The organism is Microbacterium amylolyticum, from assembly GCF_011046975.1.
GTDB lineage: Bacteria > Actinomycetota > Actinomycetes > Actinomycetales > Microbacteriaceae > Microbacterium > Microbacterium amylolyticum.
In genome coordinates this window covers 2,308,007-2,332,514 of sequence record NZ_CP049253.1, presented here as the reverse complement: position 1 = coordinate 2,332,514, position 24,508 = coordinate 2,308,007, and the positions used below count along the sequence as shown (strand labels likewise).

General features: G+C 65.7%; 22 protein-coding genes and 2 pseudogenes. 9 read left to right on the top strand and 15 right to left on the bottom strand.

The features are described 5' to 3' along the window. Positions 1-120: 120 nt before the first annotated feature. Entirely contained in the window at positions 121-726 is a 606-nt protein-coding gene (locus tag G6N81_RS11245) for a class I SAM-dependent methyltransferase (RefSeq protein WP_165136974.1), read from the top strand. On the opposite strand, the gene G6N81_RS11240 is transcribed toward G6N81_RS11245, so the two are convergent. Next, a complete protein-coding gene (locus G6N81_RS11240; protein ID WP_165136971.1) occupies positions 664-1,239 on the bottom strand; it encodes a TetR/AcrR family transcriptional regulator in 576 nt (191 codons plus the stop codon). The two genes, G6N81_RS11245 and G6N81_RS11240, sit on opposite strands and share 63 nt — an antisense overlap. Positions 1,240-1,302: 63 nt before the next feature. Between G6N81_RS11240 and G6N81_RS11235 the strand changes: the two genes are divergently transcribed. Further along, a complete protein-coding gene (locus tag G6N81_RS11235; protein WP_165136968.1) occupies positions 1,303-1,944 on the top strand; it encodes an NAD(P)H-dependent oxidoreductase in 642 nt (213 codons plus the stop codon). Here the strand turns inward: G6N81_RS11235 and G6N81_RS11230 are convergent. Genes G6N81_RS11230 through G6N81_RS11220 form a run of 3 tightly spaced genes read right to left on the bottom strand, consistent with a single transcriptional unit; the run spans position 1,941 to position 7,430 of the window. Beyond that, positions 1,941-5,294, bottom strand: a complete 3,354-nt coding sequence (locus G6N81_RS11230) for an ATP-binding protein (RefSeq protein WP_165136965.1) — start codon at positions 5,292-5,294, stop codon at positions 1,941-1,943. The two genes, G6N81_RS11235 and G6N81_RS11230, sit on opposite strands and share 4 nt — an antisense overlap. Continuing rightward, positions 5,291-5,971, bottom strand: a complete 681-nt coding sequence (locus G6N81_RS11225; RefSeq protein ID WP_206527873.1) for a DUF4194 domain-containing protein — start codon at positions 5,969-5,971, stop codon at positions 5,291-5,293. The genes G6N81_RS11230 and G6N81_RS11225 overlap by 4 nt, the downstream gene beginning before the upstream one ends. Next, positions 5,964-7,430 carry a DUF3375 domain-containing protein gene (locus tag G6N81_RS11220; RefSeq protein WP_165136962.1) on the bottom strand — a complete coding sequence of 489 codons (1,467 nt, stop codon included), beginning with the start codon at positions 7,428-7,430 and terminating at the stop codon, positions 5,964-5,966. The genes G6N81_RS11225 and G6N81_RS11220 overlap by 8 nt, the downstream gene beginning before the upstream one ends. A gap of 53 nt (positions 7,431-7,483) precedes the next feature. Here G6N81_RS11220 and G6N81_RS11215 point away from each other — a divergent pair, with 53 nt between their 5' ends. Then, complete coding sequence (locus G6N81_RS11215; protein ID WP_165136959.1) at positions 7,484-8,386, top strand: LLM class flavin-dependent oxidoreductase; 903 nt, start codon at positions 7,484-7,486, stop codon at positions 8,384-8,386. 148 nt (positions 8,387-8,534) lie between these two features. On the opposite strand, the pseudogene G6N81_RS11210 reads toward G6N81_RS11215, so the two are convergent. The 3 genes and pseudogenes from G6N81_RS11210 to G6N81_RS11200 all read right to left on the bottom strand — a co-directional run. Then, positions 8,535-9,064 (bottom strand): annotated as a pseudogene (locus G6N81_RS11210) (IS1634 family transposase); the annotation flags it as partial. A gap of 240 nt (positions 9,065-9,304) precedes the next feature. After that, positions 9,305-10,036 (bottom strand): hypothetical protein, encoded by a 732-nt coding sequence (locus tag G6N81_RS11205; protein ID WP_165136956.1) that lies wholly within the window; start codon positions 10,034-10,036, stop codon positions 9,305-9,307. A gap of 188 nt (positions 10,037-10,224) precedes the next feature. Then, positions 10,225-10,455 (bottom strand): annotated as a pseudogene (locus tag G6N81_RS11200) (integrase core domain-containing protein); the annotation flags it as partial. A 382-nt stretch (positions 10,456-10,837) separates the two neighbouring features. Here G6N81_RS11200 and G6N81_RS11195 point away from each other — a divergent pair. Then, on the top strand, positions 10,838-11,245 hold the full coding sequence (locus G6N81_RS11195; RefSeq protein ID WP_165136953.1) for a hypothetical protein: 408 nt from the start codon (positions 10,838-10,840) through the stop codon (positions 11,243-11,245). 532 nt (positions 11,246-11,777) lie between these two features. On the opposite strand, the gene G6N81_RS11190 is transcribed toward G6N81_RS11195, so the two are convergent. Together G6N81_RS11190 and G6N81_RS11185 are read right to left on the bottom strand one after the other, a co-directional pair. Beyond that, complete coding sequence (locus G6N81_RS11190; RefSeq protein WP_165136950.1) at positions 11,778-11,933, bottom strand: SCO4848 family membrane protein; 156 nt, start codon at positions 11,931-11,933, stop codon at positions 11,778-11,780. A gap of 24 nt (positions 11,934-11,957) precedes the next feature. After that, positions 11,958-12,530 (bottom strand): TetR/AcrR family transcriptional regulator, encoded by a 573-nt coding sequence (locus G6N81_RS11185; RefSeq protein WP_206527872.1) that lies wholly within the window; start codon positions 12,528-12,530, stop codon positions 11,958-11,960. 77 nt (positions 12,531-12,607) lie between these two features. On the opposite strand from G6N81_RS11185, the gene G6N81_RS11180 reads away from it, so the two are divergent. Genes G6N81_RS11180 through G6N81_RS11170 form a run of 3 tightly spaced genes read left to right on the top strand, consistent with a single transcriptional unit; the run spans position 12,608 to position 13,564 of the window. Beyond that, positions 12,608-12,922, top strand: a complete 315-nt coding sequence (locus G6N81_RS11180; protein ID WP_165136947.1) for a DMT family transporter — start codon at positions 12,608-12,610, stop codon at positions 12,920-12,922. Next, the gene (locus tag G6N81_RS11175) at positions 12,922-13,275 is read left to right on the top strand and encodes a DMT family transporter (protein ID WP_165136944.1); all 354 of its coding nucleotides are present in this window, start codon (positions 12,922-12,924) and stop codon (positions 13,273-13,275) included. Before G6N81_RS11180 ends, G6N81_RS11175 begins: the two co-directional genes overlap by 1 nt. A gap of 4 nt (positions 13,276-13,279) precedes the next feature. Next, complete coding sequence (locus G6N81_RS11170; RefSeq protein WP_165136941.1) at positions 13,280-13,564, top strand: putative quinol monooxygenase; 285 nt, start codon at positions 13,280-13,282, stop codon at positions 13,562-13,564. On the opposite strand, the gene G6N81_RS11165 is transcribed toward G6N81_RS11170, so the two are convergent. Beyond that, positions 13,561-14,394, bottom strand: coding sequence for a DUF559 domain-containing protein (locus G6N81_RS11165; protein ID WP_165136938.1), 834 nt, complete (start codon positions 14,392-14,394; stop codon positions 13,561-13,563). The genes G6N81_RS11170 and G6N81_RS11165 overlap by 4 nt on opposite strands. 277 nt (positions 14,395-14,671) lie before the next feature. Next, on the bottom strand, positions 14,672-15,802 hold the full coding sequence (gene ispG, locus G6N81_RS11160) for a flavodoxin-dependent (E)-4-hydroxy-3-methylbut-2-enyl-diphosphate synthase (RefSeq protein WP_165137915.1): 1,131 nt from the start codon (positions 15,800-15,802) through the stop codon (positions 14,672-14,674). A 253-nt stretch (positions 15,803-16,055) separates the two neighbouring features. On the opposite strand from ispG, the gene G6N81_RS11155 reads away from it, so the two are divergent. Together G6N81_RS11155 and G6N81_RS11150 are read left to right on the top strand one after the other, a co-directional pair. Then, positions 16,056-18,005: an anthranilate synthase family protein gene (locus tag G6N81_RS11155; protein WP_165136935.1), complete on the top strand. Its 1,950-nt coding sequence runs from the start codon at positions 16,056-16,058 to the stop codon at positions 18,003-18,005. Continuing rightward, complete coding sequence (locus tag G6N81_RS11150) at positions 18,002-19,411, top strand: phytoene desaturase family protein (protein ID WP_165136932.1); 1,410 nt, start codon at positions 18,002-18,004, stop codon at positions 19,409-19,411. Before G6N81_RS11155 ends, G6N81_RS11150 begins: the two co-directional genes overlap by 4 nt. A 29-nt stretch (positions 19,412-19,440) precedes the next feature. Here the strand turns inward: G6N81_RS11150 and G6N81_RS11145 are convergent, their stop codons facing one another. From G6N81_RS11145 to G6N81_RS11130, 4 genes are all read right to left on the bottom strand, one after another. After that, positions 19,441-20,736 carry a M50 family metallopeptidase gene (locus tag G6N81_RS11145; protein WP_165136929.1) on the bottom strand — a complete coding sequence of 432 codons (1,296 nt, stop codon included), beginning with the start codon at positions 20,734-20,736 and terminating at the stop codon, positions 19,441-19,443. Positions 20,737-20,765: 29 nt separating this feature from the next. Continuing rightward, positions 20,766-22,349, bottom strand: coding sequence for a Mur ligase family protein (locus tag G6N81_RS11140; protein ID WP_165137914.1), 1,584 nt, complete (start codon positions 22,347-22,349; stop codon positions 20,766-20,768). 70 nt (positions 22,350-22,419) lie between these two features. Next, complete coding sequence (gene dxr, locus G6N81_RS11135; protein ID WP_165137913.1) at positions 22,420-23,505, bottom strand: 1-deoxy-D-xylulose-5-phosphate reductoisomerase; 1,086 nt, start codon at positions 23,503-23,505, stop codon at positions 22,420-22,422. A gap of 8 nt (positions 23,506-23,513) precedes the next feature. Then, on the bottom strand, positions 23,514-24,476 hold the full coding sequence (locus tag G6N81_RS11130; RefSeq protein WP_165136926.1) for an FKBP-type peptidyl-prolyl cis-trans isomerase: 963 nt from the start codon (positions 24,474-24,476) through the stop codon (positions 23,514-23,516). Between the last annotated feature and the right edge of the window lie 32 nt (positions 24,477-24,508).

The following is a 24,508-nucleotide window of genomic DNA, read 5'->3' as shown; positions in this document are numbered from 1 at the left end:
GACTTCACCGCCTCTCGTCCGCCATGCACGGTGGTGGGTGCCCCACTCCCAGGAGCATTACGGCCTTCCTCGACGCCGTCAGGATTCGGCACGATCAAAAGAACACCAGAGGAGATCAGCATGTCGACCTACACACACGGCCACAGCGAGTCGGTTCTGCGCTCACATCGGTGGCGCACAGCGGAAAATTCCGCGGGGTACCTGCTCCCCCATGTGCGCCCGGAACACCGGGTGCTCGATGTGGGAACCGGTCCGGGAACGATCGCCGTCGACCTCGCCCGTCGCGTCGCCCAGGTGACCGCAACGGAAATCGGCGAGACGGAACTCGATCTGTCACGCGCAACCGCCGCTACCACTGGTGTCAACAACCTGGACTTCCACATGGCCGACGCGCACGCCCTCCCCTTCGCGGATGATTCTTTCGATATCGCCCATGCTCACCAGGTGCTCCAGCACGTTTCGGATCCGGTGCGCGCGTTGCGGGAGCTGGCCCGTGTCACGGTTCCAGGCGGCGTTATCGCCGCACGCGACTGCGATTACGCCGCGTCCACGTGGTGGCCACGCGTACCGGAAATTGACGAGTGGCTCCGCCTGTATCGCTCCGCCGTTCGCGCGCGCATAGCGCCGAGCTGGCGGCGTGACGCTCGTGCTGCCGTCAAACACTCAGGAGGTGATGTCGACGGCGTCCAGCGCGGCGAATGCCGTCTCAGTCGACATGTGGCCTGATGCGGAGAGAACGGCGACCCCGTGGCACGCGGCCCAGAAGCCCGCAGCGCGGGCCACGAGCGTTTCGCTGTTCTGCTCGGGAAAGATCGTCCGAATCGCTTCATCCAAGAGAAGCTCGTTCTCGCGGATCAGGGGCGCCATGCCGGGGCTCGGCGAGGTGGGCGAACACACCTCGGGGTCGAAGACGATATCGAATCCGTTCGGGTACTCGTGCGCGTAGCGCACATACGCCTCCCCCATTGCGCGAAGGCGCTCTCGGGGGGTTCCGTTGCTGTGCCATGCGGCACGTTGCGCCTCGAGCAGCCGTGCCATGTGGCGGCGGGCAACCGCATTGACGAGCGCCGTGCGGTCGGCGAAGTGATGATAGGGCGCGTTGTGGCTGACACCGGCGCGCCGCGCGACCTCGCGCAGGCTCAGTGCTGCGGCGCCGCGCTCCGCGAGGAGTTCATCCGCAGCGTCGAGAAGCGCATCGGCAAGGTGCCCGTGATGATAGCTCGACTCGGATGTTGACATAGTCAAGATTATAGGAGAACCTGACACTGTCCAGATTCTTGACACTGTCAACCGGAGGTTCGCATGCCCGCCCTTGTTATCGACGGCCACCCGAATGCCGACTCACTCACGGCCGCTCTCGCGCAGCGCTACGCCGATGAGTACGGCAACGCGACCCGGGTTGCGCTCCGAGACCTCGACTTCGACCCGGTACTCCGCCAGGGCTACCGAGGCCAACAGACGCTGGAGCCCGATCTCGCGGCAACGCTCGATGCCATGCTTTCTGCCACGCACATCACCATTGCCACGCCCATCTGGTGGGCTTCAACCCCGGCGCTCCTCAAGGGCTTCTTCGACCGCATCCTGCTGCCGAAGGTCACCTACCAATACCGCGCCAACGGTTTACCGGAGGGGCTTCTCCGCGGCCGCTCAGGGCGCGTCATCATCACAAGCGACTCACCGCGATGGCTCCTGGCCCTTATCGGCGACCCCGCCTCCGTACAGGTCAGAAAGCAGACACTCGGCTTCTGCGGAATACGCCCCACATCCGTCTCGCGCTTCACAGACGTTCGCCACGCGAGCCCCGCTCGCCGGGAAAGCTGGCTCGACCGGATCGCCCGCGACGCACGAAGGGATGCGCAGCGCGCGGAACACACGCCATCCCCCTCCGGACGACGGCCCGTTGCTCTCGTCACGCACGAACAGCAGGGCCCTCACCCGGCCTAATCGGCCAGCGCCACCTTGGGCTTCGCCCACGAACGCCCGCGGGTGTCCTTGAGGATGTCGTACTCCACGTCAACGTGTGGTTCGATCGCGCTGTACTTATCGTTCGGGGCGCCGATCACCAGCTGGAATCCCAGGCCTCGCCAGGCCCCGATCGCACGCTTCGTGAAGTGTGCATCAGCCTTGATGAGGGCCTCATCCATAAACACGGGCGCATAACGAGGGCGCTCTGCCCCGGCATCTCCAAGCTGGTAGCGCAGCGCGGCACCGACGATGAACGCGATCAGCTCCTGCGATTCACCGCCCGACTTCTCGCCGATGTGATCGTAGAGCGCGACGTGGCGTTTCGTCTCAGCCTCTACGCGCTCCGCGCTCACGCGCACGTGATTTCGCACGTCGATCAGGTCCCCGAAATCAGGCGCGCCTCGGCGCATCCGGCCGATAACACGGGACATGCGGCGATACGCCTGTTCGCGATCATCGTCGCTCGCCGCCGACTCGATCAGGGCACGCACATCCCGCAGCTCGCGTCGGAAGCGCTTGCGCGCCTCCGACGGGTTCTCTCGCGTGGCGATCTGCAGGCGGTGATCGTCGTCGTAAAACGGCAGCCCCTGCATGATCTGGTTGATGGGTTCGATGCGGTCCCGGATTTCGCGGAGCGCGCGACTCAGCGTCGACTCCAGGTTCGTCAGGTCATTGCCCGAGAGCTTGAGGAGACTGTCGCGCCACTCCGCTTCGAGTTCGTGCAGACCGCTGGTCTCGAGGGCCGTGAGAATCCGTTCGAACTCACCGAGCGACGTATCGGGGTCTGGGAGAACGTTCGGATTCGGCCACCGTGCGAGGAAGTTCTGCATGACGCGCCGCAGACTTTCTCGCTGCTCCTGATGAGCGTCGATCGCCGCACGGCGATCCTCAGCCAGCCGCTGCGAGGCGCTCTGCAGCGCCACATCGAACCGCTCAAGCTCACTGGTCGCGCTCGACGCAACGGCGTCGGTCTCGTACACAAAACGATCGTCGAGGTAGCTCGCCTGGGTCTCGCTCAGCGTGCGGTGAGCGTGTTCTGCCTCATCGAGGGTCGTCTGACTGTCGTCCACATCATCCGTCACATCCGCCCAGCGTTCGGCGATACGGTCGCGCTCGGCATTCGCACGGGCGATCTCGGCGCGCAGGCGATCGGCGTTCTTCTTCGCGCGTGCCATCTGTTCCACGATGCGCGCAAACTCGGGATTCGCGCCCGTTACTTCCTCTTCAACGGCCGCCCAGCGGTGGCGTTCGGAGACGATGCTCTCGACGTCGATCTGCTCCCACGTGAGATCAGCCACTGCTCCGAATGCTGTTCGCCGCTGGTCCATGGCATCAAGCTCGTGCTCCGCGCGATCGACGGCAGCTTCCGCACGCACGAATCGTTCCTGCGCAGCCTGTCGCTGCTCCGTGAGTTCGCGCAGGCGGCGGTCGTTTGAGAAACCGAGAACGTTCGCACGCCCGTGGCCGCCGTGCGAACCGCGAGAGCCCTGCGACACCTGCCCCTGGATCGTCACCGCCATGCTGTGCTCGGCCAGCTCTCCCGCACTGCCGACGCAGACGAAGCCGAAGCGTTCTTCGAGACGTCGCTGCAACCACCCGGTGAACGGCGATTCGCGGTAGTCGAGGCGGCCGGGAAGCGTGCGTGAATCGCCAGGAACCGCGCTGGGCTGCCCGGTCTGCACGCTTTCATACCGCAGGCGATCAGCCGTGTGAATGGAATCGATCGCCGCTCGGAAGCGGTCACGGTGGGTGGCATCGATCAACAGAGTTGTGGCGAAGCCCCCGAGAGCAAGCCCAAAAGCCTCTCGCCACGGCTCGAACTCGGTGCGCACCTCGATGAGTTCCCCGACGAAGGGAAGATCGGCGACATCAAGATCCGCTGCTTCTGCGAGCGCAGCGCGAGCCTCATGCAAACGCCGCGGAATGGCGCTGCCCTGCGCGTCGCCGGCGGTACGCAACTCGTCTTCCAACGCGGAGACCTCCGCGCGGGCAGCCTTGCGTTCAGCCGCTGCCTCGACGAATGCCTCGCGCGCGCTTCCGCGCGCATCGCGGTCCGCCAGCGTCGCTCGCGCCCGATCCATGAGCTCGTCGAACTGCTCCCGCGTCGCAGCGCCAACGCCGATCTCGGCCATGTCTGCGTCAAAGCGTTCGCGGCGTCGCCTCACCTCGGAAAGCCGCCTGTCGACCTCGCGCAACTCACGCCTCGCCGCTTCAAGCCGGTCTCCTCCCGATTGGCGCAGCACATCAGACAGGCCGTCGCGCTCGGACTCTGCTGCTTCCGCCAGCGCACGCTTTTCGCGCAGCACGGCGTCGAGCGCGTGTGTCTTCTCGGCCAGCTCGGCTTCTACTTTTCGCAACAGCGCAAGCCGGCGCGTTGCACGCCATAGCGCCGCGGGTGACGCCGGATCCGAAAAGTGCCCGATGTCCTCGATCAGCTGAGCGCGTTCCTCGGCGGAAGCGATCTTCTTCCGCAGGCCGCGAATCGGCTCGAGCGCTTCCACCTGCTGCCGGGCAGTGAGCATGCGAACACGCGTACTTTCCAACTCGTCGAAGTGCGCCGTGACAGCATCCGCCATGGACATCGTGTCCGGCTCTTCCAGGACAAGCCGCTTGTACAGGTCGTCGACGGTCGTAATCTGCTGCCCCGCCTGGATACGCGACAGCAGGCTCATGGCCTTCGCCCCGGCTCCCGCCGCCCCGATGCCGAGAACCGAATGCAGGCGCGCCGAGAACTCACGATCGGTTCCCAGCGGTTCCAAGCCGGCGGCCCGGAGCGATGTGTCGGAGAAACGACGCACCGCGGCCTCTTCAAGCGCCGACAGATCGAAGGGCCCCTCGGCCGTCGCACGAATCCGGACGGTGTCTTCAACGGATCGTGCGGCCGCTGGCACGTACCACGCGCGAACTGCCGTGAAACGAGACCCGTCGTGGTCGCGCCACGTCATCGCCACGGCCGTCCAGGTGTCTTGCCCATCGCCACGGAGCACGCGGACGCGCGTTCCATCGTCCGTGCGGGTTTCGTCGATCTTGCCGCGGCTGTAGGAGAGGATGTTGCGCTGGTCCTCACCGCGGGCACGTCCGGTGACGCCGCCGTTAGACGCCCCGTTGAACGGCGTCGTGTGCGGCATCATCAGCGCGATGTAGGCGTCCATCAGCGTGGACTTGCCCGTTCCGGAACCTCCGACCAGCAACGTCGCCGACGGCGCGAATCGCACGCGGTGCGCGCCGTCGTAGCCGCCCCAGTTCACCAGCTGCAATTCTTCGGCCACCCACTGCTGTCCGCGCGATGCGGCGGGGATGAGCCCGAAAAGTGTGTCGAGCATCGTCACAGTTCTGCGTCCTCCGAGGGATCGACGTCGGAGAGTTCGTCTCCCCGTTGCTGTGAGCGCAGCCAATCCCGCAACTCACTGAGCTTTTCGGCACTGAGAACAACCTCAACGAGGGGCGTGATCACGAAGCGCCCCTCCGTCTCTTCTTCCAGGATGCCCTCGCGATCGAGCCGTTCCACCGCTCGTCGCACCGCCTTCTGTCGGCGAGCGGTGTCGCCATCGGCATCGGCGAAATAGCTGAGCACCGTCTGCTCAATCTCTTCAATGTCGACACGCGCCGACGGCTCACCTGACACCTGCTCTCGCTGGAAAACGGTCCGCAGGTGCACAAGAACCAGCGTCTCGGTCCGGGTGTATGCGGCGTCTCGCAGCAAAATGGGAACGTCAACATCATCCGAGCGAACCTGCTGTTTGTACGCGAAACCTCGATCGTGATCCACGACGAGGCGCACGAACAGATCGTTGAGACGCGATTCGATGATCTGCTGGTGATCGAGGAGCACCGTCCACTCTTGGCGGCTGCGCTCTGCCGAAAGAAAACGACGCTGCAGAAGGTGCACCAGAACGCGCCGCACTTCGGGGTCGAGAACGCCGCGATCACCGGCGAAAAGCTCCTCCGGGTCGTGCTCCATCGCCACCGGCTGGACGAACCCCGAGCTGTTCTGATCGTCACTCATCGTCGTTCTCCTTCGCCATACGCGCGGTCACCGCTCCGAAGGCGAACCGTCGCGTTGTTCCGTCAGGCCGAATCGCCTCGACGATCGACACCTCGTCTTTTTCGCTGATGGCTCCTCTGTGGGCAATCTCGAGAAGTCCCACGAGGTCAACAGGGCGGCGCGTTGCGACGGCGGTGCCCAAGAATGCCTCGCCCAGATCGAATTCCTCGCCGAGGGCGTCGACGTATCGCTCGAGGTCGGCATAGTGCGGCCCGCCCCAGGCGCGCGTATCCTCCCCGGCGAACTCCACGTCTGCGGCCTCCGAGAGCCGCGCGGGCGCGCCGGGTGGACGGATGTCACCGAGCGACTGCCGCAGGTGCCCGACCGTTGCCGCCGGCAGACTGCGCAGCGGCTCAACGACAGCGTCGGGAGAGCCGTCTCCTGACCAGGCATGAAGACCCGCCATGACATCACGCAACAGATCGTCGACTTGCCGATCTCGCACCGGATCGTGTGTGCGCACCTGTGCGGTGATCACATGCGACGCGCGGCGCTGCGCTGTCAGAACCTCTTGTACGCCCAGCTCGACGCGGCGGCTGATGGCGTCGAGCTCTGCGCGCTGAGCCGGGTCCATGAGACGCGAGAACGGCTGCGCGAGGAGCGTGTGAAGATCTTCTGTGAGCGCGTCGATACGGTCGGGGTCGCCGATCAAACGCAGAGCTCCCGCAAAAGCGCGACCTTCGGGCGTGGACTGGATCACGTGCTGGCCGCGCTCCAGGTACTCGCGTAGAACGTCGCCCGTTGGCCGAACATCGCGCCGGAGATCGGTGACGACATCGCGCTGCATCGCCTTAATCGACTCGGCAACGCGGGTGAAGTCCGCGGGGAGCTCGCGGGCGAGGTGGAGAACGTTCTCTGCCTCCTCGAGGAGTTCCTCGTCATCGATGGGATCGGTGACACCCGCTTCGAGCCGTTCAATCTCGCGGTCCAGCCCATCGCGCTCCTGCTTGAGTCGCGCAAGCCGCCGGGAGGGATCGCTCTCGGCATCGCCGGACAAGCGCTCGATCGCATCAAGAAGAGTGCGAACTCGGGACGTGGACACGCGCGTTCGCCCGCCGGTTCTCCCCGTGATTTCGAGTGCGCCGACGGCATGCGCCGACAGGCGATACACCTCGGCGCCCTCCTCGATCTGCGGCACGAGCCAGCCCACCCTGACCCAGTAGCGGCATATCTCGCGAGCGGCGCCCGACGGGAGACCGCGGTCGTCTGCGTCGTATCCCGCCGCGCGCAGCTCGTCGAGAATCTCGTCGACCTCAACATGCGCATCCGACACCGCCACGGACGGCCGATCTGCCGTGAAGATCGTCGAAAGCACGGCGATCACGAAGGGCGCATAGCGCCCATGCAACAGGTCGAGCGTCGGGGTTTTGAAGGCGGCGAGTGCGCGCTGATAGGCCGCCTCGGCTCGCGTTCTGGTCATTGCATCAAGCGTAGTCGGCGCCGCTGATATCGCCCCGCGCCTACCCTGTCGACATGAAGTTCTCGCTGTGGCTGCCCGCCCACCTGCCGTGGTCCTCCCTCTTCTCCGCCGCCCATCACGCGTCCACCGCTCGCAGCGGCGATGCGTCGTGGCGCGGGCTCTGGCTCGAAGACCACTTCATGGACAACACACCTGAGCCCAACGATGGCGCGCGCGGTGAATGCCTCACGCAGTTGACCGCGCTCGCGGCCACGATCCCCGACATCCGCATCGGGTCGATGGTGCTCGGAAACACCTATCGGCACCCGGGCGTCGTCGCAAAACAGGCCGCTGCACTCAGCGATATCGCAGACGGCCGATTCGTGCTCGGCATCGGCGCCGGGTGGCAGGAGAACGAACACCGCGCCTTCGGCATCGACTACGGCAATGTGCCCAGCCGCATCCGCTGGTTCCGCGAGGCGCTGGAGATCATCACCCGGCTCCGGGACGAGGAGTCGGTCACATTCGCGGGCGAGCGTTATCAGCTTGATCGTGCGTCGCTGAATCCGCGTCCGCACGCTCAACTTCCCGTTCTTATCGGCGGCAAGGGCGAGAAGGTCATGCCGAAGCTCGTCGCCGCCTACGCCGACGAGTGGAACTTCTGGTCGCGGCCTGGTGAGTATTCCGCCAAGAACGCCATCTTCACGGCGGCGCTTGAGAAGGCAGGACGCGCGCCCGAATCACTGTGGCGTTCGACGCAGGCTCTCGTGTTTTTCGGCGAGGGCGGCGCAAAGAAGGCGGCGGAGCTGACCCGGCCCGCGATCGGTGGAACCGCTGAGCAACTGGTCGATCAGATGTCTGCGTACCAGGATGCCGGAGTGGACGAGTTCATCCTTCCGGTGACGAACCTGACAAGCGCCGCCGCCATCCAGGACACCTCTGACCGCTTCATCGCGGAGGTTGCGGCGCACGTGTGAGACGCGCTCTTTCGTGACGTTACCGCCAGCCGATCAACACGGCACCGCCGGCCAGGGCCGATGCCAGTGCGAGGAGCGGGGCAACCCCGATCAGACCTGAGTTCGGTCATTCGCTTAGTGCCTGAGATTTTCCGGTCGTCAGGGCGTCGATGACCTCCCCGGCCGCCATCAGCTGGGCGGGGATGTTGGTGACGTAGCCCTTGAGGCCGACCAGGCGCCGTGCGCGGGCCAGGGCGGCTTCGTCCAGGCTGCGTGTGTCGCCCGCTTGGCCGAGTAGGCCCAGACCGCCCGCCACGACCCGGGATGCTGCTCGGGGTCCCAGACCGGCTCGGCACGCACCGCTTCGTCGTTCTCACTGCGCCGGCCGGTGCGGGGAGTGATGGTGTCGATGACCTGCCCGTCGCTGAACGCGTCCCCGTGCCAGCGAAAGTGCGAGGCCAGGTCCAGCGGCGCCTTGGTCACCCTGGAGCCGACGATGAAGCGCAGGTTCGCCTCCTCCAATGCGGCCAGGTTGCCCGCCGAGAGCATGCCGGCGTCGGCCACAACGACCATGTCCTCTATGTCGTGGCGGTCCTGGAACGGCTTGATGATTGGGATGATCGTGGATGTCTCGGCCTGGTTGCCTTCATAGCAGCCGATCTCGAGTGGGAACCCGTGGCGGTCGACGAGCAGGCCGAGCTCGGCCTCGGTATGCGCCGACCCGACATGGGCGACGATCCGCCGCCGGCCTTTGACGGACTCCGCGATCTGCACGGCCGTCGCCCCCGACGCCGTCCTTACCCGCCGAATCCATGCCACAGGCCCCACGGTAGAGCACCAATTAGTGCCTCAGATCGGTCTCTCACGCACGCATCGGTGCAGGTCAGCGACTTACGCGATCCCGGAGCGCGACGAGGTGACCAAGCTCAGGCGACGCCATCACCGCGCGCTCTCCCGTCCCCGCAGATCGGGAATGTCGGGGAACCCGGGAAGGTGCCGGGCGGCATCAGCAGGATTGCCACTGAGCTCACGCACGGGCGCGGAAGCGGTCGCCTGGGCCAGCTCGACCGCTCCGGCCGCGCCCGCCGCCCGGGCGATCGCGACCGTGACATGCTCGGGGGCCGTCGATCCGGTGCCGGCAAACCAGGCCCAGCGACCGTCGAACGTGAGCGGCCGCGGATCCAGCACCTTGGCGAACCTGCCACGGTGGCGACGGGCGTCTTTCGGCGAGGGCCCGACGAGGTGGACGCCCTGCCGGGTCCAGACACTCCTCCGCACCGTCGACTGCGGGAGGCCACCGGGATCGGTTTCCTTGGTGTAACGACCAGCACCGGTCACGGGGACCACGCTGCCCGGGACGATTTGGTCGTAGCGGATCACGTAGGGGCGCAGGCCTGGAGCGAAGGACCCGATGATCAGGCCGCGCTCACACACGAGCAACCGCTCGTTGCCGACGTAGAGCAGCGCCAGCCCGAGCAAGACCCCGAAGACCACCGTCGGCGCCAGGGCCAGCAGGATGGTCTCCCCGGGACTGACGAGGGTGAGTCCGGAGAGCAGCAGCCAGGTCCCCACGAAGACCCCGATCGTCTTCGGGGTGGGCTTGTCCCAGTACTCGGCGACGACACCACCGAGCTCCTCACGGTGGCGGCGGGCCGCGGACCGGACGCTCACCGCTGCACCGCCCGGCCGTGCCGGCGGTCCGGCGCGGTCCGCGCCGGACGGGCGTCGTGATCGTGCGGCCCGGTCACTTGGGCGCGAGCGTTCGTCGTCATGTCCCGCCTTTGCGTCGTTGAAGCACCCTGGGTCTGATGGAGACTCGCGCTAGTTGATTCCCACCAGTTGATCGGTGGTGGTTTGCCAGCATAGAACGTCTGCTCGAACTCGGCGGGTGGGACGTCGCTGAGGTAACCGTGCAGGCGCTGCGTGTTGTGCCAGTTCACCCATCCGAGGGTCGCGAGCTCGAGGTCCTCGACGGTCTTCCAGGGGCCTGGGCGTGCGGGTCCGCGGACGAGTTCGGTCTTGTAGTACCCGTTCACGGTCTCGGCCAGGGCGTTGTCATAGCTGTCGCCGACGGTCCCGATCGACGGCGTCGGCCTGCTTGACCCACGTCCTGACGGACTCGATCCCGTATCCGAGCTGCGTCGCGACCCGCTGGACCGTCCCGTGCTCGGTCCCCAGCTCCGCTCGCAGAGTTCGCACCATCCGGACCGCTGCGGCCTTCTCCTCCGGCGAATACCGACGCGTGGTCGGCTTCCCAGATCCCTCATTCGACACCATGACTCCATCCTCGTTTCCAAAGTCAGGAGTCTCCAACAAAGCCAGGGCGCTTCACGTCGAGTCGATTCGTGCCGTAGGCACCCTGTCGTACATCGGGGTAGCCCACAACGTCGACGTGGGGTGGCACCGGCGCTAGACGGGACAGTGCCCAGTTCGTCGGTTGCTCCGCACCATCGGCTCAGGAAGACTCCCGACATGACCTCCACTCGTGCCGCTGTCACTTACGCACAGGCCCTCAACCGCAACACGCTGTTCGCGAGCCCAGGACTTCGCCGCGACATCCCGCGGCTGCTCCACCCGGAGGAAGAGGTGCTGCTGGTGCTCCCCGGCGTTGCCGGCGACTTCCCCAACGTCCTGATCGTCACCGCCACCCGACTCCTCCTCGCCTCCGTCGCCGGCCCCCTCAAGAAGGCGAAAATCAAGCGCGACGTTAGGAGCTCGGACGTGGTGGGCGTGCGCTACCGTCCGGGAGTCTTCACCAGGGTGCGGGTGGCGCGGGCTTCGGGGCGCGACATCGCCATGATGCCGAACCGGAAGGCCGATGCCGAGCGATTCGCCCACGAGCTCGAGCATCTGATCCGGACCGGCTCACTCCCCTCCTGATTCTTCCCGCGCGGGTTTCCGATTCACACGTTGAAGCGGAACGAAAACGGCCCATTTTGGCTGGTGACGGGCGCCGTCGGTAGGCGTCGGAAACCCGCTCTGACCTGCACGAACGCTCCTATCAGACCGTTGGGCCCGGTTGGCCGTCATCGGCCTCCGCCGGACTTCTTGCGGACTGTTTGCGGACCGCTGGGCTCACGGCGCAACCTGAGCGACGGCCGCTTCGCAGAGCGTCCGGGCGACCTGCTCGGCCTTCTCGGTCGCCGCGGCGCCCACCGGCTGGCCTCGTAGCGGTCCTGGTTCCGAGCGCGTCGTAAGCGGTCGAACTCTCTGTCAAGGGACAGCGGGACCTCCCCGTGGACGGACTCAGCGATCTGCACGGCCGTCGCTCCCGAGGCCGTCCGTACCCGCCGAATCCACGCCACGCACCCCACCGTAGAGCACCAATTAGTGCCTCAAAACAGCCACCCGCGCACCCATCACCCCAGGTCAGCGAGCCGCACCCTCCCGGAACGCGACGCGGTGACCAAACTCAGGTCAGAACGGCATGCACCGTGAGGAATCGTGTCGGTCGCCCATCGGAATCCCTCGCCCGCCGATCGGCCGAAACACGCTTCCAGAACCGGGACCACACGATCACGTTGAACGCCGCGTTCGCGAGCAGGAGTAGGGCGAGGAGAGTTTCCATGCCGCCATTACCGCGGGGCGCGTATTAGCCCTGGCCGGCGGCGCTCTCCAGCCAGCGATCGATGACGGCAATGGCCCAGTCAGCACTCGTTCCGGGCTCTTGTGCGACGAGATGGAGAGCGAGTCCGTCGACAATGCCATGCAACATGTCAATGTCGCGTGGGTCATCGTGCCCCAGCATCCGCGCGGCGCTGTCACATGTGCGACGAATTTCGTCGTCCAGTCGGCGCCGTAGCGGGTGCAGTCCGCTGTCGGCCTTGGCCGCGATGCCGAGTGCGATTCCTACCTCCATCTCGATGCACCGCTGCTGATCGAGCGGGAGGAGCTCGAGCAGGACAGCGCGCGCCCAGACACGAGGAGCGAGCGACGTATCGAGTGCCGCGATGCGGGAGCTCAGCCGCTCAATGAGTGTTTCGACGGCCCGCTCACGCAGCGCCGCCTGCGAGGGGAAGGAATAGCGCAACGACCCCGCTGATAGCCCGGCTTCGGCCGCGACGCGGCGCACCGACAGCGCGGCAACGCCCTCGCGTGCAATCACCTCCCACGCGGCCTCCACGATCTGGCGGTCTCGCTGTTGTTGGTCGATTTCTCGGGGCACACACCCATATTGGCACAGATGTGTTAAATCCTGCTATCGTCCGATTAACACAGTCGTACTAATTAGAGAGAGCACGCATGGCTTGGACCGTTCTCATCGCCTCGGGAATGCTGGAGGCCGTCTGGGCAACAGCGCTGAGCGCGTCACGAGGATTCACGAAAAAGGGACCGACGGCGCTCTTTCTCGTCACCATGCTCACAAGCATGGCCGGCCTCGCCTACGCCATGAGCGCCCTGCCCACCGGAACCGCGTACGCCGTGTGGGTCGGAATTGGTGCGGCCCTCACCGTCACGCTCGCCGTGCTCCGGAAACAGGAGCGTCTGACGCTCGCCCGTGGTGCGCTTCTCGCCCTCCTCATCGGCAGCGTCATCGGACTCAAGGCGGTCAGCTAATGGCATGGTTCCTTCTCCTCGCGAGCGCGGTTCTCGAGGCAGTTTGGGCAACAGCGCTGGGAATGTCTGATGGCTTCCGCCACCCGGCTCCCACCATCGTCTTCGCCGTCACGCTCGCGCTGAGCATGGCGGGGCTCGGCATCGCTGCCAGGACTATTCCGATCAGCACCGCCTACGCCGTCTGGACAGGAACAGGAGCCGCCCTGACCGTTACCTACGCCATGCTGACCGGCGGTGAGCCGATCACGGTGCTGCGTGTGCTCTTCCTCGCCGGCATCATCGGCGCCGTCATTGGCCTGAAGCTCGTGGGATCTGCGCCGGCCGAGCGGCGGACACACCAGCCCGTAGGGTGAAGCCATGGCACCCGTACGACTCACCGGAGAACTCATCTGCCAGGACGAGGCGCAAGCCAAGATCGTTCGTTCGGCGCTCCCGGAGCATGTGCTCCTCACGCGATCGGAACCCGGGTGCACCGCGTTCGACGTCGTTCCCTCACACACCCCTCTGGTCTGGAACGTGACGGAGGAATTTGTGAGCGACGCCGCCTTTGATACGCACCAGGCCCGGGTGCGCACGAGCGCGTGGGGCCTTGCGACGCGCGGAATCGAGCGTCGATACGTGATCGAACGCGACGAAGGCTAGGAAGCCGCGCGGACACGATGGAGGCCACCCGCGACGGCCCGCATGATCGTGTCCTGCACGCGCTCCCATTCGCCCACCACCTGTCGGTGGCTCACGCGAATCACGTGGTACCCCATCAAGCGCAGCCGCGCATCGTGGGAATTGTCCCTTTCACGCTGCGTCCCAACATGCGTGCCGCCGTCGATCTGAACGACCAGGCGATCACCAATCAGAACATCCACGCGATGACCGGCGATCCAGATCTGCTGGCGAACCGGAACGTGCAACCATCGCAATCTGTCCACGACGAAAGACTCACCACCCGCATCCGAGAACGGCGTTGCGAGCTGCGCAAGCGTCCGAGCGCGAGCCTTGAGCGGCAACTCCAGCAGTGACGCGCGGTCGACGAGTTTCTTGGAGAGGGCAGACTCCCACACGGCGAGCGCGTGCTCATGCGGAAGACAATCGGCGACGAGGGCAAGCGCGTTCTCGATCGGATCTTGGAGATGCCCCGGAACGCGAGGAACAAGCGGCCGCGCCCAGTGAACGTGGCTTCCGCGCGCGTCAATTCCGCTCGATCGCGGGTCTGCCGCCACGTGCGGGGTGCGCGCATCCGGCACCCAGAGTCCGGACCTCGCCGCTGCTGTGACGCAACTGAGAACAACGCCACCCGCCGCTGCTGTGACCAGCATGGGGTCAGCACCGGGCAACGCCACCCATCCGCGTCGCGGTCTGATCAGTGCCCCTGACTGCACGCCGCCTTCCACTGCCCGGCGACCGTGCCCACGACGCCTCAGATCGGCAACGCGGACGACACCGCCGAGGCTGCGCACATCGGTCATCACATCCATGACCTCATCGTGCCCTGCCGACAAAATATGCTCGGCCGAACAACCGCGTGATAGCGCGCGCGCTGTGGACAGCTCCCGCACATTCACTGCCGTGAACGGCCTACTGCCGCTCCCCCGCCGCGCCCGCCACATGCGGCCGATCGCCACGTACGCTCACGCGGAATACACCGCGCGTTCGAGCGGAAAAGTGCGCTCAAGCGGACGCAACCTGTCCGTTCGCTCCGCCAGTGCGCACATCTCCGAAGAAACGCACAGATTCTCCGCGGGAGCGCAACGCTCAGACGGTGATGACCTGCGCGGTTCCCGGCGCCGCGTCGGGGCCCATCTCATCGGCCAAACGGTTGGCCTCCGCGATCAGAGTCGCCACGATCTCGTCCTCGGGGACGGTCTTGATGACCTCGCCCTTGACGAAAATCTGGCCCTTGCCATTTCCGGAGGCGACACCCAGATCAGCATCCCGCGCCTCGCCCGGCCCGTTGACGACACAGCCCATCACGGCAACGCGCAGCGGCACGGTCATTCCTTCGAGACCGGCGGTGACGTCTTCAGCCAGCGTGTACACGTCGACCTGCGCCCGACCACACGACGGACACGAGACGATTTCTAGCGTGCGCTCACGCAGGTTCAGCGACTGCAGAATCTGATGACCGACCTTGACCTCTTCGGCAGGAGGAGCAGACAGCGACACACGAATCGTGTCACCGATCCCCTCCGACAGCAGGATGCCGAACGCCGTCGCGGACTTGATCGTGCCCTGAAACGCCGGACCGGCCTCGGTCACACCAAGGTGCAGCGGCCATTCACCGCGCTCCGCCAGCATGCGGTAGGCCTTCACCATCACAACGGGGTCGTTGTGCTTTACCGAGATCTTGAAGTCGTGGAAGTCATGTTCTTCGAACAGCGAGGCTTCCCACACGGCCGACTCGACCAGGGCCTCGGCCGTTGCCTTGCCATACTTCTGCAGCAAACGAGGATCGAGCGAACCGGCGTTGACACCGATGCGCAGCGACACGCCGGCGTCCTTTGCGGCCCTCGCGATTTCGCCGACCTTGTCGTCGAATTTGCGAATGTTCCCAGGGTTCACGCGCACGGCACCACAGCCGGCGTCGATCGCCTCAAACACGTACTTGGGCTGGAAGTGGATGTCGGCGATGACGGGAATCTGGCTCTTCATCGCGATTATCTTCAGCGCCTCGGCATCTTTGTCCGTTGGGCACGCAACACGCACAATCTCGCAGCCAGACGCCGTCAACTCGGCGATCTGTTGGAGGGTCCCATTGATGTCATGGGTTTTCGTCGTGGTCATCGACTGCACGCTGACGGGGGCGTCGCCGCCCACCTTCACCTTGCCGACGTTGATCTGCCGAGAACGGCGTCGAGGGGCGAGGATCTCAGGGACACGAGGCATACCAATGTTCACTGCGGGCACGAACAACAGCCTACGCCGCCCGTCTCGCGTCGATCTCAGGTTGCACGAATCCCCAGGGAGTGTGTACTTTCATCCCATGTTCGCGAAGCACACCCCGGCATGGTGGTGGCTCGCCTCGTAGGCGGCCATCTCTTCTCGCGAGCCCAGAAGATCGACCGTCCCCAGGGCGGTCGTTTCGCGTATGCGGGACCTTCCGCCCGAGAATTTTCGCAACACGAAGGTAGATCACGTCATGACTGACCCCGCATTTCTCCGCGAACTCGCCGCCGACCCCTCACACTCCTTCGCCCTCATCGCGCGCGATGGAGCCGACAGCGTCGAGCTGCTCACGGGAGACATCGTCGATGTGGAGCTGCTCGCCGATATCCCCCTCACGGGAAACGACGGGCGCCCCCAGGAAGTGCTCGCCCTCGTCCCTTTTCGCCAGGTGCGCGAGCGCGGATTCGCGGCGCACGATGACGGAGCACCGCTGCGCTGTTTGATCGTGGACGACCGAACAACGTTCGCGGCGGCTGACCTGATCGCGTCCCTCCCCTCGGAGCAGGTTCCCCTCGGCGACGCGGGTTTCGACATCACCGACGATGAATACGCCGACGTTGTCCGCACCGTCATTCGCGACGAAATCGGGCGCGGTGAGGGCGCGAACTTCGTGATTCGCCGCGACTACACGGCGTCGGTTTCCGCGGATCCGCGCGTGGCCGCGCTCACGTGGTTCCGCGCCCTGCTCGAGCACGAGCGCGGCGCGTACTGGACCTTCGCCATCGTCACACCGGACCACATCGCTGTCGGCGCCAGCCCGGAAGCGCATGTCACGGCGCACCGCGACGGAGACTCGGATGCGCGCGTTGTGACGATGAATCCCATCTCGGGAACGTTCCGTCATCCCTCTGGCGGTCCGACCGTCGAAACGCTCTCGGAGTTTCTCGAGAACACGAAGGAAACCGAAGAGCTCTTCATGGTCGTGGATGAAGAACTCAAGATGATGAGCGCCGTGTGCAGCGACGGCGGCAGAATTACGGGCCCGCACCTAAAGGAAATGTCCCGGCTGACGCACACGGAGTACGTGCTGCGCGGAACCAGTCGCCTTGACCCCCGCGACATTCTGCGCGAGACGATGTTCGCCCCGACCGTGACCGGGTCACCGATGCAGAACGCGTGCGCCGTGATCAACCGCCACGAGACGAAACCGCGCGGATACTATTCCGGCGTCGCCGCGCTGTTCACGCCACGAGGCGACGGCGGACACGATCTGGACGCGCCGATCCTCATCCGCACGGCATATATCGAGAACGGCATGTTGCGGGTTCCCGCCGGTGCCACCCTCGTACGCCACAGCGACCCGTATGGCGAGGTGGGCGAAACCCACGGCAAGGCGGCAGGAGTCCTCGGCGCGATCGGCGCCATTCCGCGCGCCTTCACGAACGTGGCAGGAGTCGACGAGGACGCCCCGGTTGCCGGTCCCACGAAGCTCGCCGATGTTCCGGAGATCGCCGAGCTGCTCGCCTCGCGCAACGCTCGGCTGGCCACCTTCTGGCTCGACGAACAGTCGTCGGAAACGACGCCGCCGTTCGCGGGGCAGAGTGCTCTCGTCATCGACGTTGAGGATCGATTCACGACGATGCTTGCGCACCAGCTGCGCCATCTCGGCCTGGACGTGAGCATCGTGCACTGGAGCGAAGCGACCAACGAGCAGGTCGACGCGGCCGAAATCGTCGTCTCCGGCCCCGGCCCCGGCGATCCGCTCGACGACGAGAACCCCCGCATCGGACGCCTGCGTGAGATCGTTGCGCGGCGCCTCGACGCCTGCTCGCCCCTGATCGCCGTGTGCCTGAGCCACCAGGTGCTCGCCCGGCGCCTCGGCATCGGCATTCAGCCGCTTGCCAGCCCCCACCAGGGCCTGCAACTGACGGTCGATATCTTTGGCGAACCCGCGGCCATCGGGTTCTACAACACCTTCACAGCGCACGTGATGCCCGGCGTTTCCCACCTCACCCCGAGTGAGAGCCGGTGCGGTGAAATCGGCGATGTCGACATCGCCGCGTCCGCCTCCGGTGACGTCTATGCCCTCCGCGGCCGCGGCTTCGCAAGCGTTCAGGGCCACCTGGAATCGATCCTTTCCCGCGACGGAATCCGTACGCTTGAGCGCCTTGTCGCTCACGCCACCGGTAGCGTAGGGGCGTGACCACAGACGTAGATGCCGTCGTCGTCGGCTCGGGCCCCAACGGGCTCGTTGCTGCCGTCACTCTCGCCGAGGCCGGATGGAAGGTTCTCGTCCTCGAGGCACAGAATCAGGCGGGCGGCGGGATGCGCACGGAGGAACTCACGCTGCCCGGTTTCCGGCACGATGTGTGCTCCGCCGTTCACCCAATGGCGCTCGCGAGCCCCGCGTTCCGCGAGCTCGAACTGGCCCGCGAGGGCCTTGCGTTCGCACAACCGCGGATTCCGCTTGGTCATCCCATCGCGCCGGGTGACACGGCCTATCTGCGCCGTGACGTCGTCGAAACCGCCGCGGGCCTCGGTGCCGATGGGCCCCTGTGGAAGGCCGTCATGGGCACATTCGGATCGCGCTGGCCGCAACTCGCCCGCGCAATCGGCAACCCCCTGCGCCCCACCCCGGACCTCATCGCACTCGGCGCAACGAGCGTCTGGCCGACCACTTGGCTCATGCGCGGGCTCCGCGATGAACACACGCGTGCCCTCCTTGCCGGAATCGCAGCGCACTCGATCAACGATCTGCATCAGCCGGCGACAGCGCTCATCGGCGTCGCACTCGGCGCATTCGCACACGGCGTCGGCTGGCCCGTGGCGATCGGCGGATCACAGTCGATCGCCGATGCCCTCATCGCGCGTCTGCGCTCGCTGGGCGGAGACGTTGTCACGGGCCATCGCGTGAGGAACGTCGACAACCTGCCATCCGCGCGCGCGGTTTTGCTCAGCACCACCCCACGCCAGGCGCTACAGCTTGCTGGCCACCGCTTCGCCCCGCGGTATGCAAAAACGCTATCGAGATTCCGCTATGGACCGGGCGTTTTCAAGGTGGACTGGGCGCTCGACGCACCTGTTCCGTGGTCGGACCCCGAACTTGCCGGCGCCGGCACCGTGCATATCGGTGGCCGTGGCGCCGACGTTGTGCGTGCGGAACGCGAGGTCGCCCAGGGACGGGTGCCTGATGAGCCCTTCGTGCTGTTGTCGCAGCCGACGGATGCCGACCCCTCGCGTGCCCCAGAAGGGAAGCACACGCTCTGGGCGTATTGCCATGTGCCCCACGGATCCGAGGTCGACATGACCGATGCGATTGAACAGCAAATCGAGCGTTTCGCTCCGGGGTTCCGCGATCGCATCATCGGCCGTCACACCATGGACCCCGCCGCCATGGAGGCACACAACGCCAACGACATCGGCGGATCGATCGACGGCGGGCTGGCCGACCTGCGCCAGCTCCTCGCGCGCCCCACCGCAAGCCTCACGCCATGGGCAACGAGCGACGAGCGCATTTTCCTCGCGTCGGCTTCGACGATGCCCGGCCCCGGGGTCAACGGCATGGCCGGCCGCCTGGCGGCGCAAACGGTTCTGAAGCGGCTCGGCTAGACGCCATGGGGTATTGAGCTGAGGCCTCCCTACGGCCCGCCGAAGATGTCGACCGGGTTGACGATGTCTGCGGCGAACAGAATCGCCGCCATGCCGATCATGATCACCACAACCACGAGCGTCAAAGGGACGAGTCGCGTCGCATCAGCTGGCTTTGGAGCGGGTCGGCCCGTGAGCTTGGCGAACAGACGCTTGATCCCGTCCCACAGGGCAACGACGACGTGCCCGCCGTCGAGCGGAAGCAAGGGAATCAGATTAAAGACCATCAGGGCGATGTTCAGTGATGCGAGAAGGTTGATGATCACCGCGATGCGATCGATGATCGGCGCCTCGTAGGAGGCGACCTCCCCGGCGATGCGGCCAACACCGATCACGCTAATCGGACCATTGGGGTCGCGGTCTTGTCCCGTGAACATGTCGACAGCGGTGTCGTAGAGGAGCACAGGCAGCTGGACGATGATCTGAGACACCGCGGCGATGTTGTCCCCTGCGGCCTCTGCTCCTGTCCAAAGTGGTTCCCGAACGCGTTCGGTCGTCGGGCTGAAGCCAACGAAGCCGACCTCGTCGGTGATCTGCTCTCCGGCATCATTCACATAGGTATTCGTCGCGAGAACCGGCGTGACCCGCAACGAGACAGACTGACCGTCGCGGAGGACGTCGACGGCCGTGCCCTGGCCCGGCCGGTCGCGGATGATCGCGGAGGCCTCGGCGAATGTTGTGACGGGCGTTCCGTCCACGGAGACAATGTCATCGCCGGGTTGGAGTCCCGCGGCGGCCGCGGGTGAGGCCGGGTCGCCGTCCTCACACGAGGTCTGGGCGGAATCCGCGGGGAGAACACACTCGGACACCGATTCGACCGTCGTCGTCGACTGCGGCACGCCGATGCCGCTAAACAGCACGCTGAACAGCACAACAGCGAGCACGAGGTTCATGAACGGTCCGCCGAGCATGACAACAACGCGCTTCCACGTCGCCTGTTTGTACAGCGTCCGATCGCCCGCTTCTTCGATCGTCTCGTCGTTCGCCGCGCGCGCCTCCTGAACGAGCGTCGACCAGATCCGCGACTTCTGCGCCGCGCTCTCCGAGCTGGGCGGATACATCCCGGCGATCGAGATGAACCCGCCCAGCGGCAGAGCCTTGAAACCGTACTCTGTTTCGCCCATCTGCTTGGACCAGAGGGTCGGGCCGAAACCGATCATGTACTGGCCGACGCGCACTCCGAACGCCTTGGCGGGCAGAATGTGGCCCATCTCGTGTATGGCGATCGACACGGCGAGGCCGACGATCATCACGAGGACGCCGATAGCGAAGGCGAGAGCGGTCATAAGTCAGCCTGATTTCCGTGAGGGTGTGTCTAGTCGTCCAGGTACGGGTTGGGCCACACGCGGTCCGGCGCGGGCCATCCCGCGGCGATGAGGGCGCGGCGCGACAACTCGCGCGCCGAATATGCCCACTGAGTGCCCTCGATGTCACGGTAGTTCTGGTGACCAGGGCCAGCCCACAAGATCGCATCGCCGGGGCCCACCATCGAAACAGCCGCGACGATGGCCTTCTCCGGAGGGAAGACCTCGTGGATCTCATGATCCGGAGCCGTAGCCCGGGCGGCATCGACGAGGGTACGCCGAATCGAGGCCGCGTCCTCGTGACGCGGATGATGATCCGTGATGATGAGAATGTCACTGCCTAAGACGGCGGCACGACTCATATCGGGGCGCTTGATCGTGTCACGGTCGCCATCGGCACCGAACAGCATCAGAACGCGCCCTGGAGTGACGCGGCGCACGGCCGCAAGCGTCTTCTCAAAAGCATCGGGCGTATGCCCGAAGTCGACGTATACGGCGGGACCCTCGGGCCCCGACACCAACTGCGTCCGACCGGGAACCCAGGCGATCAGCCCGCCATCGCGCTGCAGTGCCGACACAATCCGGTCCCACGCATATCCCGCTTCCAGGAGCATCACAATTGCCAGCCCCGCGTTCGACGCCATGTGCGCGCCGATCACGGGAACCGTCGTCTCGAGAGAACCCGCGGGGCCGGTGAGGCGGAAGGAGGTTCCGCGCTGCTGCTCCCCCGTGATCTCCACGATCCAGTCCGCGCCGTTCGCTGCCTCGCGATCAGCAGCGATCGACGGTGTTGCGATCGTTGTCACGGGCACCCCCGCTTCGCGCGCGATCCGCGACCCCGGAACCGAATCGAGTGAAACTACCGCCCGCTTGGCCCGCTCCGGCGTAAAAAGCGGCGCCTTCGCCTGGTAATACGTCTCCATGTCGCCGTAGTCATCGAGGTGATCGTGCGACAGATTCGTAAACGACATCACGTCGAAAACCACGCCGTCGACGCGGTTACGTGTCACGGCCTGCGCGCTGATCTCGAGAGCAACGGCTTCGACGCCCGCCTCCCGCATGCGCGCGAGCTGGGCGTGGAACTCGGTGGCCTCGGGGCTGGTGAGCCCCGCCACAACGCGTTCGCCGGCGACAACGCGCTCAGCAGACGTGGAAGCACCCGCCACAACACCGATCTGCGTCATCAGCCCCTCGAGGAGGTGCGACAGGCTGGTCTTGCCATTGGTGCCCGTTGTGCCCAGAAGAAGTGGCTTCGCATCATGAGGGCCCGTTGCATGCACCCAGGCTGCGAGCTCGCCGAGCCGGCGCCGCGGATCCTCGACGACAACGATCGGGACTCCCGCACCTGCGGCAACGTCCGCACCCTCAGTGTCGGTCAGAACAGCCGCCGCACCGGCCTCGACCGCTGCGCGCGCGAACTCAGCGCCGTGTCGGTTAACGCCGCGCAGCCCGACGAAAAGCTCACCGGCGACGAGGTCGCTCGATGACAGCGTGACACCGGAGATCAGGGTGTCCGCATCTCCGCGCAGCTCAGCCCCCAGATGGGCGGCAAGGTCGCCCAACGGGCGCCCGCTCGGCTGAACGGGGCGAATCATGGTCGGCGCCGAGCGACGAATACGCGGAAGCGCTGTGAGATCGATCGTGTCTGTCACGAAAGCGATTCTGTCAGCGGGTGCCGTGGATACGCTGATCCGCCGTCCGGCGCGCCCATGCCTCTGCGTCCGCCAGTGACGCGATCGTCAGCTGAGCGGGAGCGTCGTGTGCGTCGACAACGGCCGAAATCGTGTCGACGATGTCAACGAACGAGATCCGCCCCTCATGGAACGCTTCGACAGCCTGTTCATTGGCTGCGTTGTAGACGGCCGGGAACGTGCGCCCCGCTTCGCCGACCTGGCGCGCCAAGCGCACGGACGGGAACGCGGTGTCGTCGAGAGGAAGAAAATCCCACGACTGCGCGGACGTCCAATCGATCGGGACGTCCACATCGTCAAGCCGATCGGGCCATGACAGGCCCAGTGCGATCGGAACGAGCATGCGCGGAGGACCGGCCTGGGCGATCGTCGATCCGTCACGGAACTCGACCATCGAATGGATCATCTGCTGCGGGTGAACAACGACGTCGATCGCCGAGTACGGAACATCGAACAACAGGTGCGCTTCGATGACCTCGAGGCCCTTGTTGACGAGACTGGCCGAGTTGGTGGTGATCACCCGCCCCATCGCGAAATTGGGGTGCGCAAGCGCCTGTTCCGGCGTGACGTCCGCGAGTTGTGTGCGCGTCATTCCGCGGAAGGGGCCACCAGAGGCCGTGACAACCAGCCGGCGAACCTCGCTCGCCGTTCCCGCCCGGAGCGCCTGCGCGATCGCCGAGTGTTCGGAATCCACCGGAACGATCTGCCCCGGCGCCGCCAGGCGCTTCACGAGATCGCCGCCGACGATGAGCGACTCCTTGTTGGCGAGCGCGAGCGTTCGTCCGGCCTTCAGCGCCGCGAGCGTCGGGCCGAGACCCACAGAACCGGTGATGCCGTTGAGAACGACATCGGCGTCGACGTCCGCGACGAGCTGCGCCGCTTCCTCCGCACCGATCGCCGTGTGTTCAACGCCGAATTCTTCAGCCTGTTGTGCCAGCACATCGCGCTGCGTTCCCGTTGCGAGGCCAACCAGCTCAAAGCGGTCACGGTTGCGACGAATAACGTCGAGCGCCTGTGTGCCGATCGATCCGCCCGAGCCCAGAACGATGACCCTGCGCATCATGCTGATCAGGCTCCCGGTGCGCTCATTGAATCGAGGATGTCGATGACGAAGACGAGGTCTTCACCCGCGAGGTCATGCGTTCCTAGCTCCGTGCCGTATGCCTCTTCCGCGGGGATCACCGCGATGACCTGCGAGCCGACCGTCTGCCCAACGAGCGCCTTGGTGAAGCCTTCGATAACAGCGTCCGTCGAGAACGACGTCGGCTCGCCTCGCGACCAGCTGGAGTCGAACTCTTCGCCGTCGGACGCCTTCACGCCGCGGTACTGAACGAAAACAACATCGCCCAGGCCGACAGTCGCCCCGTCGCCGAGCTCACGTGTGGCGATTTCCGTTGTTTCCGGGATGTCGAAATCGTCCGGGATCGTCACGATGGGCTCGCCGCCCTCCTCGAGCTCCACCTCGGGGAAGCCATCCGGAACGTCCTGCGTCTCGCCCCATGCGGCGGTCTGCGCAACGGCGTAGTAGTCGACGACGTAGATCAGACCAGGAGTCGATCCGCCCTCGGCCGTCTGACCGGGAACCGTGAACGCAACGCGGGTCCCTGGCGTTGCACACCCCATCCCAATGCCGAGCACATTGGCGATATCCGCAACAGCGGGAAGGGCCGTGCCCTCTTCGTATCCCTGCGTCGCTTCGACGTTGCCCGTTTCGGCGTTGACGATGGTGGCCCCGAAGGTGAAGTACTGGCCGGCCTCAAGCTCGTCTCCGGACCCCTCGGTCACGACAACGCGCTCGAAGTCGTCGAACTCCAGCGGAGCGTCGAACGAGACCTCTGGGGCCTCGCCGAACTCGCCCGTGATCTCGAGAGCGTCGGTTGCGTCACCTTCGGACGCCGCGGCCTCGCACAGGTTCGTGGGCGCCTCGGTTGTACCGGGATCCGCTTCGGGCTCATCAGCACTTCCACACCCCGCAAGGGCGAGAGTCGCGATGGCGGTGGTGGACAAGATCGCGAGAGAGCGACGGCGCACGGCAATACCTCGGGTTTCACACGGAACGGTTC

What these genes read in the sequence shown, in the direction of transcription:
- G6N81_RS11245 (WP_165136974.1), top strand. Translation starts at nt 121, where the DNA reads ATGTCGACCTACACACACGGCCACAGCGAGTCGGTTCTGCGCTCACAT.
- G6N81_RS11240 (WP_165136971.1), bottom strand. Translation starts at nt 1,239, where the DNA reads ATGTCAACATCCGAGTCGAGCTATCATCACGGGCACCTTGCCGATGCG.
- G6N81_RS11235 (WP_165136968.1), top strand. Translation starts at nt 1,303, where the DNA reads ATGCCCGCCCTTGTTATCGACGGCCACCCGAATGCCGACTCACTCACG.
- G6N81_RS11225 (WP_206527873.1), bottom strand. Translation starts at nt 5,971, where the DNA reads ATGAGTGACGATCAGAACAGCTCGGGGTTCGTCCAGCCGGTGGCGATG.
- G6N81_RS11220 (WP_165136962.1), bottom strand. Translation starts at nt 7,430, where the DNA reads ATGACCAGAACGCGAGCCGAGGCGGCCTATCAGCGCGCACTCGCCGCC.
- G6N81_RS11215 (WP_165136959.1), top strand. Translation starts at nt 7,484, where the DNA reads ATGAAGTTCTCGCTGTGGCTGCCCGCCCACCTGCCGTGGTCCTCCCTC.
- G6N81_RS11195 (WP_165136953.1), top strand. Translation starts at nt 10,838, where the DNA reads ATGACCTCCACTCGTGCCGCTGTCACTTACGCACAGGCCCTCAACCGC.
- G6N81_RS11190 (WP_165136950.1), bottom strand. Translation starts at nt 11,933, where the DNA reads ATGGAAACTCTCCTCGCCCTACTCCTGCTCGCGAACGCGGCGTTCAAC.
- G6N81_RS11180 (WP_165136947.1), top strand. Translation starts at nt 12,608, where the DNA reads ATGGCTTGGACCGTTCTCATCGCCTCGGGAATGCTGGAGGCCGTCTGG.
- G6N81_RS11175 (WP_165136944.1), top strand. Translation starts at nt 12,922, where the DNA reads ATGGCATGGTTCCTTCTCCTCGCGAGCGCGGTTCTCGAGGCAGTTTGG.
- G6N81_RS11170 (WP_165136941.1), top strand. Translation starts at nt 13,280, where the DNA reads ATGGCACCCGTACGACTCACCGGAGAACTCATCTGCCAGGACGAGGCG.
- G6N81_RS11165 (WP_165136938.1), bottom strand. Translation starts at nt 14,394, where the DNA reads ATGGATGTGATGACCGATGTGCGCAGCCTCGGCGGTGTCGTCCGCGTT.
- ispG (WP_165137915.1), bottom strand. Translation starts at nt 15,802, where the DNA reads ATGCCTCGTGTCCCTGAGATCCTCGCCCCTCGACGCCGTTCTCGGCAG.
- G6N81_RS11155 (WP_165136935.1), top strand. Translation starts at nt 16,056, where the DNA reads ATGACTGACCCCGCATTTCTCCGCGAACTCGCCGCCGACCCCTCACAC.
- G6N81_RS11145 (WP_165136929.1), bottom strand. Translation starts at nt 20,736, where the DNA reads ATGACCGCTCTCGCCTTCGCTATCGGCGTCCTCGTGATGATCGTCGGC.
- G6N81_RS11140 (WP_165137914.1), bottom strand. Translation starts at nt 22,349, where the DNA reads ATGATTCGCCCCGTTCAGCCGAGCGGGCGCCCGTTGGGCGACCTTGCC.
- dxr (WP_165137913.1), bottom strand. Translation starts at nt 23,505, where the DNA reads ATGCGCAGGGTCATCGTTCTGGGCTCGGGCGGATCGATCGGCACACAG.